This window comes from Pedobacter arcticus A12 (assembly GCF_000302595.1).
GTDB classification, from domain to species: Bacteria; Bacteroidota; Bacteroidia; order Sphingobacteriales; family Sphingobacteriaceae; genus Pseudopedobacter; species Pseudopedobacter arcticus.
On the sequence record NZ_JH947128.1, the window covers coordinates 448,315 to 460,276 of the forward strand.

The window sequence follows — 11,962 nt, forward strand, 5'->3', positions numbered from 1 at the left end:
TGGTGGAACAAGGGCCGTATGCTGGAGGACTTACAGACCTCTCCTTTCGTCGAGGTGACGTGAGGGGTAGTCGAGGTGACGGACCTTCATTAATCGTCATTCCGACGAGAGTAACGAGGAGGAATCTGTTAGTTGGGATGTGGTGGAACAAGGGGCGTATGCTGGGGGACTTACAGACCTCTCCTTTCGTCGAGGTGACGTGAGGGGTAGTCGAGGTGAAGGACCTTTATTAACCGTCATTCCGACGAGAGTAACGAGGAGGAATCTGTTGTTGGGATGTGGTGGAACAAGGGGCGTATGCTGGGGGACTTACAGACCTCTCCTTTCGTCGAGGTGACGTGAGGGGTAGTCGAGGTGAAGGACCTTTATTAACCGTCATTCCGACGAGAGTAACGAGGAGGAATCTGTTAGTGGGATGTGGTGGAACAAGGGGCTTGCGCTGGGGGACTTACAGACCTCTCCTTTCGTCGAGGTGACGTGAGGGGTAGTCGAGGTGAAGGACCTTTATTAACCGTCATTCCGAACGAGGTACGAGGAGGAATCTGTTAGTTGGGATGTGGTGGAACAAGGGGCGTATGCTGGAGGACTTACAGACCTCTCCTTTCGTCGAGGTGACGTGAGGGGTAGTCGAGGTGACGTGAGGGGTAGTTGAGGTGACGTGAGGGGTAGTTGAGGTGACGGGGAAGGGATCGGCCGAGGTTACGAGGAAGGAGTGTTCGAGGTGGTATTACCATTCCTGAATCCCTATCGATAAGTCGTCCCATTTTGGGTTTAATTGGTTAATGAGCTTTTCTTTTTTCTCTCTTCTCCATTTCTTAATTTCCTTCTCTCTGGCTATTGCTTCCACAATAGAAGTAAACGTTTCATAGTAAATACAGTAGGTTAAATTATATCGGGCGGAGAAACTACGAGGATAGATGTGATTTTTATGCTCATTTAACCGTTTCGAAAGATCGGAAGTGACGCCGACGTAAAGCGTTGTCTTGTTTTTATTGGTTAGGATATAGATACAACCTCCTCTTTCCATATGTGAATTTATAGATTTTATTTGAGTTTTAAAAGTGGCTGAACCCGCTTATGCCGTCATTCCGAACGAAAGCAACGAGGAGGAATCTGTGGTAGGTGGTAATGGAACTGGGGGTAGTGCTGGAGGACTTACAGACCTCTCCTTTCGTCGAGGTGACGGGAGGGGTAGTCGAGGTGTCGGACCTTCATTAACCGTCATTCCGAACGAGAGTACGAGGAGGAATCTGTGGTGGGTGGTGATGGAACGGGTGGTAGTGCTGGAGGACTTACAGACCTCTCCTTTCGTCGAGGTGACAGAGGGGTAGTTGAGGTGAGGAAGGAGAGCCGTAAAAAGAGAGCGCTAAAATATATTAAAACATTATCGACCGTCTTTAAGCATCTGGTTAACGTCGTTTTCGAGGTACCATATTTTACCATTGATTTTACTAAAAGGCAGTTTAGATTCTGCTCGCCAGCGCTGTAATGTTCTATCGCTCACATGCAATAACTGCATCAAGTCTTGGTTGTCTAACCAATGGGTTTCGGGAGGCAATGGTTTAGGGATTAGGTCTGCAGGATGTGGCATCTTCATAAGGATGTGGTAAAGTAGGTTTACGATTTCCTGTAGATATTGCGGTGTAGGTATTTCTTTCATCATGTTTGTGTATTAGAAAACAGAACATGGCTTTCATCCGCTTATAAAAGCATAAGCAAAGCCGTTAACACAGGAAGGCTAACACAAACAGTAAACCCAAATATAATAAAAAAATAAATCTCCAAAAACAAAATCATCCCTTCACCAACAGGGCCTTGTGACCTTCTTCTGGTTTAATTGCTCTTTGGCTCAGTAGCCGCTTTAAGGTCTCTGTCCGATTTCGAGTAACCGTCAAATCAATCCCTATCTGTATCGGCACCCGCAATAGCAACACGCATTGCATGTTTTTAACCGGTTTGTATCCGGCTACCGCATCCAGTGAGACCATTAGTGAGCGGTTTGCTCTAAAAAACTTCTTAGGGTCAAGTAACTCCTCTAGCTCGCTCATCTTGTAAACGATATGAAGAGTCTTATTGTTCTTGAGCACTGCATAGCCTTCCTTCCCGGTCCGCACTAAATAGAGGATATCGCCTACAGGTATAAAAAAAGATTTGCTGCCCAGAGTGCCTTTGAGGTGTTTTTCATGATTTTCCGGGACTAATTTTTTTGTGATGAGATAATAGCAAAGGTAAAGCACATTGAGCATCGCGATCGCAGTTTGAACAATTGGGAACTCTAACACCATATAGTCGCTCAAATCCATGTTGCCACCAATGTTGCGGAAATAAATAGCTACCGCTAGGTAGGTAAACAAAATCATGGCAACTACCCCAAACAACAGTTGTGCGATGGTGCGTAATATGGGTTTTTCTTCCCAAAGCAGGTACTTATCTAAGTAAAAACTAATATAATGAACACCGGATATTACACCTATCGCCATTAAAAAACTAAATAAAACGGCTTCTTGATAATTGCGCTGCTGGATTAATATAAAAAACGATCTGTACTGTGTAGCTGTATTAAGATACCACGCTATAAATAACGAGATTACCAGACGGAACGACCAATGAAAATAGCTTACCGATGTTTGGATTGCCTGGTTTTTCATAAATAGGATGCTTAGTTGTACAATTTATTTCTTTTTTAGAAAAAAATCAAATTAATCTGCTTTTGAATTGCGGGCTCTTTTCGGGTTGGTGCCTTTGCTGGTAGTGCGTGAAGAGGGGGCTTGCCTTCGTGGGTTGGGGATTCCTCCTCGTACCTCGTTCGGAATGGCGGTAAACCACGTCATTTCGACGAGTGATGGTGACCGAGCGCATAGCCAAAGGAGAAATCTCAGTGTTCCTTGGCACAAGCCTGAGTTTAACACCTGTGCTTAACGAAGTTTCACCCGCTGTAGCTTAAAGATTTCTCCCTGCGGTCGAAATGACGGGGGGGAGGGTAGTGCGGGAAGAGGGGCTTGCCTTCGTAGGTTGGGGATTCCTCCTCGTACCTCGTTCGGAATGACGGTAAACCACCTCATTTCGACGAGCGATGGTGAACGAGCGCATAGGCAAAGGAGAAATCCCAGTGTTCCTTGGCACAAGCCTGAGTTTAACACCTGTGCTTAACAACAGTTCGCCCGCTGTAGCTTAGAGATTTCTCCCTGCGGTCGAAATGACGGGGGGAGGGTAGTGCGGGAAGAGGGGATTGCCTTCGTGGGTTGGGGATTCCTCCTCGTACCTCGTTCGGAATGACGGGTGAAGGTGGTGCGTGAAGGGGGGGACTAACCTTTGTGGGTTGGAGGTTTTCTCCCTGTGGTCGGAATGACGGGGGAAGGTGGTGCGTGAAGACAGGACTAACCTTTGTGGGTTGGAGGTTTCCCCCTGTGGTCGAAATGACGGATGTGAAACTACCGCTCACACCTTTTTTTACTACGGTTCACTCCTATTTCATACTTAGGGCTTGCGAAGCTGTATTATTTAGCTCTAATTCGCCGATGGCTTGCAAGCTTATTTTTAAACCTTTAATAATTTTTACAATGGAAAAAGTAAACTTTAGTGATGCTGGTTTACAGCAGCTACTGCAGGAACTCTACCTGCTCAACCAACAACAATTGCAAGAAGAAGTCTTGCATATCCAGACGGACTTGAGACAATGGCTCAAAGATCACTTTATCTTCAGCACTCCACAATTGGAAGACTTGGATAACCTAGGAGCAACTTTCCTACAAGAGTCGGCTACACAATTGGGATACTTTGTACTCAATCGTTTACCTGTATCACTTTATAAGCCAGAGACCTCCCTATTGCGGGAAAAGAAAGACCGTGGCAAGCTTTACCGTAACGAAGCAAAAACGGCTAATGTGTATAATGAATCATTGGGTAGTAGCCAAACTGAAACCCTCAATTTCAGTATCGAATACTTAAGCCCTATGGGCAGCTAAAGCATGGAACAGCAGCCGGCAAACCACAAACAGTATAAAGGGAAGAAGACCGGCTGTTTTTCGTTTTTATTGGTTAGGTAGGTGGGTGGTTGGGTGGGTGGATGGTTAGGTGATTAGGTGGTTAGGTGGTTGGGTGGTTGGGTGGTTGGGTGGTTGGGTGAAAATACTTGCTACTCTCTACTTTTCACTTGCTATTTGCTACTTTATACCTGCTACTTTATACTTCATACTTTCTACTTTCTACGTACTACTTTCTACTTGCTACTCAAAACCCAATCATCCTTCACAATGGTCAGTTACCAAACTTATGAAAGTCAAAGAGATTATTTACTGGAGTTGATTCAAAAAAAATCTCCTTTATCCAGAAAAGAATTGGCTGTAAAATTTAACTGCGAGGAGCATCGGATTACCCGCATGATCAATGACCTACGATACAACAAAAACCAAAATATCCATTACTCCAGATTTTTAGGGCGCTATACCCTTCTCCCCGGTTCCTTCAAAAAAAATTCCCCAAAAAAGTAAAAGAACATTTTTTACGCTTTCAGGCGATTTACTTTACCTGTGCATTAGGCCTGATGTTAGGAGCAGCCGAAAACCTGAAAGAGTAGGCAACAATTCCAAAAAATCTATGGCTTCGATAAATAGTAAGCCAACAACATGATGAAAAATTCTTTTAAAATTTTTAGCGCTTTTATATTCCTAATTGCGCTAAGCATTGCATTTTCAGCTTTTAGAGCTGAAGCACCAAAGGCCGCCGCACTTACCTCGCTATGGTATGAATATGATGGCAGTGGCTCCATTACTGATGCTTCCAATTATGACCTGTTAGCTTCACAACCATCTGGAGAAGAAGAAGCAGCTGCAATTTGTGAGGGTAACCAAGAAATCTGTGTCATCCAAGCACCAGAAGGCAGCAGTGGTAAACCAGCCACTTTTGATGGCACCATGACAACTGAAATCAGTGATGCGCAAACCAATCATGTGGAAAGTGCAAACGTTAAATTAAGACAGGAATAAGGTTTTCAAAACAGAACGGGAAGACATTTATTTTAAATTCTTCCCGTTCTTAATCAATTCTTATCTTTCATTCTGTTCCATTCCGCTCCTGTTAATCACCAATGTTGGTATTAAATACGCAAACCTTTTATCTCCGGGTTTCAGCTCATATAACTTCCCCTCCAATAATCTCTTGAGCGTAATGGCATACCTGTTTTCCTTGTTCAAACGTTTAATATCTGTCCAACGACTTCCCCTAAATACCAGTTCTTTCCGCCTTTCTATCAATATCAAGTCCAAAGCTTCCTGCCAATCGTTGGCAATCCTTTTTACAAAACTGCTTTTTTGAATCCGCTTTGCCATCAAGGTATTTAGGTCTTCCATCGCTCCCGCAAGGTTTTGATTTCTGACCCTACATTCTGCCCTAATCAAATAAATTTCATCGGTGGCAATACCCATAAAAAATGCACCTACATAAGTGCCATCATAACTGGCTTTCACCGTATATGACAAATCTTTGTTCACTTTAAAATAAATGCTCTTACGTAAATCATTGGCTGCATAACTGGCATACAATAAAGTATCAATCCTACATCTCGAAGTAGCTGTCAAAGCACTTTCAGAAACCGAGCGGGCAGTAAAAATCACTTCTGGATTGTACCGGGCAATAGGCGTAGTAGCGGTTAAGCTCAAATCGTTATAATCCATCAATACATTTTGATATTTCAAACAACTGTCTGCCGCATTTTCTGCTGCTTCATAATTTCCCATCACCAAACGCACTTTTGCCAATAACCCAAAAACTGCCGCTTTGTTCGGCCTACTTTTGATACTCACCGTTTTAGGCACCAAAGGCAAAGCATCATTGATGTCTTTAATAATCTGCTGATAGGTGGCTTCCAAATTGGTCCTTTTTGAAACGTCCTTATAATCTGCATCCAGCCTTAAAGGCAAACCCAAATGAGTGGCACTTTGAGCGTCATAAGCCAAACAAAATACTTGTGCCAGCTCATAATAGCAATTGGCCCGATAGAATAAGGCACTACCTCTTAATAATCCACTTTGCCCCACTTCTGTGTTTTTTTCTTTGATTTTTTCCAACGCATCCAAAACCACATTGGCACAAAAAATGGTTTTATAGGGTGCTGTCCAGTTAGCCGGTACGCCGCCATCATCCTCCCATATATAACTTCCTCTCGTTGTTGCACTGGATATCCCTTGCCAAATATTGCTCAATACATAATAATTATCGCTGCCTTCTTCTCCATTATAGGGCAAACTTTGGTTCATCACCAAATAATTATCCAAAATAGCTTGCAGATCGGCTATGGTTTCTGGGGTTGATAATTTCTTATTCGGTTTCAGTTCCAGGTAATCATTACAGCTTAAAAGGAACAAAACACCGAGTAGGCTTAAGCTTAAAAACAGTTTATTTCTTTTCATCTCTTTATTTTTTAAAAGTTCGTCCTGATCCCGAGAGCAATGCTCATCGGATTCTTCATCCCATTGATAAAATCAGGGTCTATCCCCGCTTTGTTGGCTTTCCATAGCAACACATTCAGGTCTGCGAGGTAGGTATAGATTTCAACTTGCTGAAAGGGTAGTTTTGGCAGCTGCTTCTTTTGCAGAGAATACGACAAACGCAAATCCCGCAAACGGATATGGTCTCCTTTCTCTACAGTTACAGCCGAACGGGCATAGAGGTCATCCCGATACTGATTGCCTGGATAAACCATGGATGGAACGGTGTGATGCAGCTCGTCCCCGCTTTGTTGCCAGCGCAATAGGTAGTCTGGATGTGCATCCCCAAACTGCATGAAATCGTAATAACTAATGGTATTCCTCCTGAAATAATAAGCAAATTGATAGGCAATATTTGCGGAAAGACTCACGTTTCTAAACGAAAAGGTATTTCTTAGAGCACCAAAAAAATGAGGTAAAGGTGTGCCATGAAATACCATTCCATCACTCAATAAAGAATTGCCTACCAAGTCCCTATAATTTTTACTGGCTAAGCCATTGGCATCAACCCCTATCGGATCTCCATTTTGTGGGTCCAAGCCTCCCCAGGGATAGCTGATTACCATATAAGGTTGCTTCCCTTCAAAAGGCAATACGGTATTGGCATTACCTACGTAACTAGTAGCATAAACAGATGGAGTAGCCAAATATCTGGTGACCGTATTTTTAACCGTACTGAACAAAAACTGGCTCTGCCAATTGAATACGCCTTCTATATTTCGGCTTTGCAAGTTCAGGTCGAACCCATTGGCTTTCATGTGTGCGGTATTGGTCAACATACTCAATACGCCTGTGGTTGGGTCTAAATCTTGATGCCCTAAAAGATCGCTCACCTGTTTATGATAATATTCCACACTGCCCCATAAGCGATGTTTCCAGAGCGCAAAGTCTAAACCCATATTCAGCATGCCGGTTTTTTCCCAGCGTAGGTTTGGGTTGGGCGGTGTACTCACTACTGCATAAGGTAAGTTATTCCTTGTTCCAGTAGCCGAATACCATGTCAACAAAGTGGAGGCAGATTGTCCGCTTGGTAAATTACCGCTAAAGCCATAAGTGAAACGGGCTTTCAGGTAATTCAACCATTTTGAACTGTAAAAATCCTCATCCGAGATATTCCATGCCGCACCTGCCGACCATAAAGGGATACCCCTATTATTCGCTTTTACCCCAAATAGATTAGAAACATCCTTTCTGGCACTGGCATACAAGGTGTAACGCTTTTTATAGCTATAGGAAGCATTGGTATAAAAAGAAACAAAACGATCGGTCAAGCTTACCATACTTCTCCCATCAGGGATTCTTCCGCTACCGTTCACGTAATAATTATAGTTATTGAGGTAATCCACCAAATTATAAGATAAATGTGCATCGTCATAACCATAGGTTCTGTCTCCTCTCCCTTCGGTATTTACCTGCCTAGTTTCAGCACCCAGCATGGCACTCAGTTCATGCGCTGTTCCATAACGCTTTTCAAAACTCACTTGCCCTCTAATGGAATGATGCTGAACCAGCTGGGTATTCTCATCCAGTATTCCTCCTATTGGAATAGGTCTGCTCACTGTTGTTCCACTAATCTGCGTAAACTGATTGATCAGATCTCGAGCGAAATAGCTGTCTGCACTGTTCAGCTCATATCCGTTTAACTGAACATTGCCATATTGATAGCGCAACTCTGCTTTAATGCCGTTAGCGATCTGGTAAAGCCCTGCCAAATTAATTTTGAGGTCTCTCCCCTTTTGCGCATTGTTTGCCAAACCCAGTTCTTCCAGTGGTCTATAATTCCAATCCAGCAATTGGCTGTTGCTACTGTTTAAATATGATTGTCGGTATGTCTTTTCTACCGCCAAGGGGCTGCCTTCTTCATCTGCCAATTGGGTATAGGGCAATAACGCTCGGTTGCCCGTTTTATAGCTACCATAGCCGCCCGGACTATTGTTCTCATTTTGGTTGGCTACAAAATAAACTTGGCTCTCCAATTCCCAACGTTTGGTCATTTTTAGGTGATGGTCAAACCTTATGCTCAAACGCTCCGAACCATTTCCTTTCAAATTGCTTTGGCTTTTATCATAGCCCAAACTCAATAGGTATTTCATGCCGGCTGTCCCTTTGCTCATGCTCAAAGCATACTGCTGCGCTAGGGTGTTTCTGTAAAGATATTTTTCAAAATCTCGACGTACATCCCGATTTTGCAGCACTTCTGTTCCTGTTATGGCGGCTTGCGAACTCATTGTTCCGCCTCTTTCTGCAGCTAATAGCTCTATGTATTCACCAACTGGGCTATAAGTACTTTGGTTATTCAGCTCGCTATCATAATAGCCTTTGTTAAAAAGATCTTTTTGAAAAGCCATATAATTTCTGGTATCCAGTTGCTGCAGATCCATCAGGTTTGGCTTGCCTGCAATATTGGTATTGATATTTAAAGACAGCTTTAAGGCCTGACTATAATTTCCTTGCTTGGTGCTGATCACAATTACACCATTGGCGGCTCTTGCTCCCCAAATTGACGCTGCAGTGGCATCTTTCAACACCGTTACCGACTCTATATCATTAGGATTAATGTTTTCAATCGCACCTTCATAAGGGAAATTATCCAGTACAATCAAGGGGTCCGGCGTGGCATATAAAGTACTGAGCCCTCTAATCTGTAATCTGGGTTTCTCTTTATCACGCCTATCAAACAGCAAACTCCCGGTTACGCCTTCTAACCGATCCAATATATTGGCACCCACACTGCGGTTCAGCAACTGCTGATTCACCTGTTCAAAAGAACCTGTTGTACGCTCTTTATTGAGTTTTTGATAACCAGTGCGCACCACCACCTCCTGTAAGGTATTTAAGGCCGTTTGTAGATTGATCTTTAAAAAACTTCCTTGTGCTTTGGTCCATTGCTGACTATATTTCTGGTAACCCAATAATTGGACTTCTAACAGGTCATCTTTTAGCTTTCCTAAAAAACTAAAATGCCCTGTACTATCCGTAATGGTGATTTGTTGTTGATTTTTTAGACTGACCAATGCACCCACCACAGGGCTGCCGTCACTTGCGTTTATAACGCTGCCATTCAACTGTGCTTTGGCAAGATGCACACTTCCTATTCCTAACAACAACAGGAATATATATTTGTAGCTCTGTTTCATTTTAAATTGCTTTAATTGTTATTATGGTTTGTTAGCGCCCTTATTTTGCTCATACAGTACAAAAAATGGCACTTCCTTCTCCGCTACTTTCAATTCGATACCGTACCCTGCTAAACGCTTGTTGATGTTTGAAATATTGAGCGGTGTATCATCCATTTTTGGGACTTGTAAATTTCCAATAGCCGTTTCAGCTATGGCTATGGGCAGTTCTGGATGGTGCTCGTTGATTTCCCAAATCAGGTTATCCAAAGATTGCGTATCCGCTACAGCGGTCTGCTTGGTCGTTGTTCCTACTTTATCGAATAGCCATGCAGTCACTTTTAGGTATTCCAGTTTTCCCTCTAAACCGAAATAACATTTCAAATCCTCCCGCATTTTTTGTTTGATCTGAGCGGGGTTAAAGCTTAAAGGAAATACTGCCTCGTAACAAAAAGTATGTTTGACCTTCCAATCCATATACAATGTTCCAACTGGGCAGCTGTAATTATTGATGTCTTTTACCTCATAACGGTATTGCTTTTTGCTGAGCAATGGAAGCTTAGTTTCAGATGCCCGCACACTGAAAGTACCCAGCGTCATATTGATATCGTATCGCCTTTGATGCCCTTCTGCTTCATTACTTTGTAAACCCGAAACAGGGTCAACACCCAATAAGTGAGTGGCAAAAGCGCTATAACCTGTCATTTTTGGCATTGCTCCACCACGCTCTACCCAGGCCATCAAAGCATCCGCTTTATTGAATTCCAGAAAATCCCGCTTCATGGTCCAGTTCAGTTTTTCGCTTTTTAAAACTTGCTGTATCTTTTCGGTCTGCACATAGCTGGCCGCTGTACTTGCTACAAAATGCCCTGTACCATCTATCCATACCACATGTGGCATTAATTGATGTTTAAAGGTTTTAGAAAGTAACTGATCATCGGTAACCACTGTTAAACTTGTTCCTTTGGTAGGGTTATCCCTTTGCATAAAAGCGCTGATCACACTTTGCTTTTGGGTACTTACCGGCAAAATCACGATTTGGTCTTTAAATTCCTTTTGCAAGCGGTCTTCCTCTGGGAATGATTTCACACAGTTAACACACCATGTAGCCCAAAAATCCAGGATAATCAGTTTGCCTTTGTAATCACTTAGCTTGATGGTGGTTTTTCCTTCTGGATGGTTGACTACCTTTAAAGGGGTATTCCATATTTCTGCGGGGATGGTGTCGCCAATTTGCAAAGCTCTGTTTTGGGATTTGGCTTTGTCCCCTGCTCCTATAATTACGACTACCATTAGTAATAACATTAACAGGTTTGGACGAAGTTTGGAGTTTCTGGTTTTTCTCCGGATTGGTGTTCCGAGTGCTTTATAACGACCGCCCTCCCCTTCACCCGTCATTGTGATGAGCGAAGCGTACGCCCTTGCGCTGGGGTGAAGCGATAGTCTGTTGCTTAATAGCTTCTTGCTTGATTCACGGTTGTCCCTATTTTTCGATTTGTTCGTTGAATTAAAATCTCCCCGCCTCATTGCCGGCGGAAAGGCTAGTTCCTTTTTTCCGAAAAAAGTAACCAAACTTGAGCGGAGCGGATGCATGAAAGCCTTTAAAAAACAATAAGCAAATTGAATAAACTCTCCGCTGCGCCACTTGCTACAATGACAGTGCAAGAAGTTCTTCACCTTTACCGCAACTGACAAGGCGGAATTTTTCGGTAACGAAAGGTCATTGCTATTAGGATTACTCCTTAACTGCAAACCTCCTCCTTCACCCGTCATTGTGATGAGCGAAGCGTCCGCCCTTGCGCTGGGTCGAAGCGACAATCTGTTGCTTAATAGCTTCTTGCTTGATTCACGGTTGTCCCTCTTTTTCGATTTGTTCTTTGAATTAAAATCTTCCCGCCTCATTGCCGGCGGAAAGGCTAGTAACTTTTTTTCCGCAAAAAAGTCACCAAAAAACTCTCCGCTGCGCCACTTGCTACAATGGCAGTGCAAGAAGTTCTTCACCTTTACCGCAACTGACAAGGCGGAATTTTTCGGTAACGAAAGGTCATTGCTATTAGGATTACTCCTTAACTGCAAACCTCCTCCTTCACCCGTCATTGTGATGAGCGAAGCGTCCGCCCTTGCGCTGGGTCGAAGCGACAATCTGTTGCTTAATAGCTTCTTGCTTGATTCACGGTTGTCCCTCTTTTTCGATTTGTTCTTTGAATTAAAATCTTCCCGCCTCATTGCCGGCGGAAAGGCTAGTAACTTTTTTTCCGCAAAAAAGTCACCAAAAAACTCTCCGCTGCGCCACTTGCTACAATGGCAGTGCAAGAAGTTCTTCACCTTTACCGCAACTGACAAGGCGGAATTTTTCGGTAA

At 43.3% G+C, this 11,962-nt stretch carries 9 protein-coding genes; 3 read left to right on the plus strand and 6 right to left on the minus strand.

Annotation, left to right across the window (positions count from 1 at the left end; genetic code table 11):
- Positions 1 to 727 precede the first annotated feature (727 nt).
- From B176_RS0117755 to B176_RS0117770, 3 genes are all read right to left on the minus strand, one after another.
- Complete coding sequence (locus B176_RS0117755) at positions 728 to 1,027, minus strand: GIY-YIG nuclease family protein (RefSeq protein WP_017260186.1); 300 nt, start codon at positions 1,025 to 1,027, stop codon at positions 728 to 730.
- A 357-nt stretch (positions 1,028 to 1,384) separates the two neighbouring features.
- The gene (locus tag B176_RS19950) at positions 1,385 to 1,663 is read right to left on the minus strand and encodes a helix-turn-helix domain-containing protein (protein WP_017260188.1); all 279 of its coding nucleotides are present in this window, start codon (positions 1,661 to 1,663) and stop codon (positions 1,385 to 1,387) included.
- A 130-nt stretch (positions 1,664 to 1,793) separates the two neighbouring features.
- Positions 1,794 to 2,648, minus strand: coding sequence for a LytTR family DNA-binding domain-containing protein (locus B176_RS0117770; protein WP_017260189.1), 855 nt, complete (start codon positions 2,646 to 2,648; stop codon positions 1,794 to 1,796).
- Positions 2,649 to 3,560: 912 nt separating this feature from the next.
- On the opposite strand from B176_RS0117770, the gene B176_RS0117775 reads away from it, so the two are divergent.
- Both B176_RS0117775 and B176_RS0117785 read left to right on the plus strand, forming a co-directional pair.
- Complete coding sequence (locus tag B176_RS0117775; RefSeq protein WP_154648036.1) at positions 3,561 to 3,965, plus strand: hypothetical protein; 405 nt, start codon at positions 3,561 to 3,563, stop codon at positions 3,963 to 3,965.
- Positions 3,966 to 4,625: 660 nt separating this feature from the next.
- Positions 4,626 to 4,985: a hypothetical protein gene (locus B176_RS0117785; RefSeq protein ID WP_154648037.1), complete on the plus strand. Its 360-nt coding sequence runs from the start codon at positions 4,626 to 4,628 to the stop codon at positions 4,983 to 4,985.
- 60 nt (positions 4,986 to 5,045) lie between these two features.
- Here the strand turns inward: B176_RS0117785 and B176_RS0117790 are convergent, their stop codons facing one another.
- From B176_RS0117790 to B176_RS21445, 3 genes are read right to left on the minus strand one after another with little or no spacing between them, the layout of a single operon-like run.
- Positions 5,046 to 6,407 (minus strand): RagB/SusD family nutrient uptake outer membrane protein, encoded by a 1,362-nt coding sequence (locus B176_RS0117790; RefSeq protein ID WP_017260193.1) that lies wholly within the window; start codon positions 6,405 to 6,407, stop codon positions 5,046 to 5,048.
- A gap of 11 nt (positions 6,408 to 6,418) precedes the next feature.
- Positions 6,419 to 9,622, minus strand: a complete 3,204-nt coding sequence (locus tag B176_RS19955) for a SusC/RagA family TonB-linked outer membrane protein (protein WP_017260194.1) — start codon at positions 9,620 to 9,622, stop codon at positions 6,419 to 6,421.
- 21 nt (positions 9,623 to 9,643) lie between these two features.
- Positions 9,644 to 11,374 (minus strand): TlpA family protein disulfide reductase, encoded by a 1,731-nt coding sequence (locus tag B176_RS21445; protein ID WP_316928476.1) that lies wholly within the window; start codon positions 11,372 to 11,374, stop codon positions 9,644 to 9,646.
- 1 nt (position 11,375) lies between these two features.
- Between B176_RS21445 and B176_RS21450 the strand changes: the two genes are divergently transcribed.
- Positions 11,376 to 11,962 (plus strand): hypothetical protein (locus tag B176_RS21450; RefSeq protein WP_237739855.1); only part of this gene is annotated, 587 nt, incomplete at its 3' end.

Coding starts and splice junctions, on each gene's coding strand:
- B176_RS0117755 (WP_017260186.1), bottom strand. CDS start 1,027: ATGGAAAGAGGAGGTTGTATCTATATCCTAACCAATAAAAACAAGACA.
- B176_RS19950 (WP_017260188.1), bottom strand. CDS start 1,663: ATGATGAAAGAAATACCTACACCGCAATATCTACAGGAAATCGTAAAC.
- B176_RS0117770 (WP_017260189.1), bottom strand. CDS start 2,648: ATGAAAAACCAGGCAATCCAAACATCGGTAAGCTATTTTCATTGGTCG.
- B176_RS0117775 (WP_154648036.1), top strand. CDS start 3,561: ATGGAAAAAGTAAACTTTAGTGATGCTGGTTTACAGCAGCTACTGCAG.
- B176_RS0117785 (WP_154648037.1), top strand. CDS start 4,626: ATGATGAAAAATTCTTTTAAAATTTTTAGCGCTTTTATATTCCTAATT.
- B176_RS0117790 (WP_017260193.1), bottom strand. CDS start 6,407: ATGAAAAGAAATAAACTGTTTTTAAGCTTAAGCCTACTCGGTGTTTTG.
- B176_RS19955 (WP_017260194.1), bottom strand. CDS start 9,622: ATGAAACAGAGCTACAAATATATATTCCTGTTGTTGTTAGGAATAGGA.
- B176_RS21445 (WP_316928476.1), bottom strand. CDS start 11,374: ATGACGGGTGAAGGAGGAGGTTTGCAGTTAAGGAGTAATCCTAATAGC.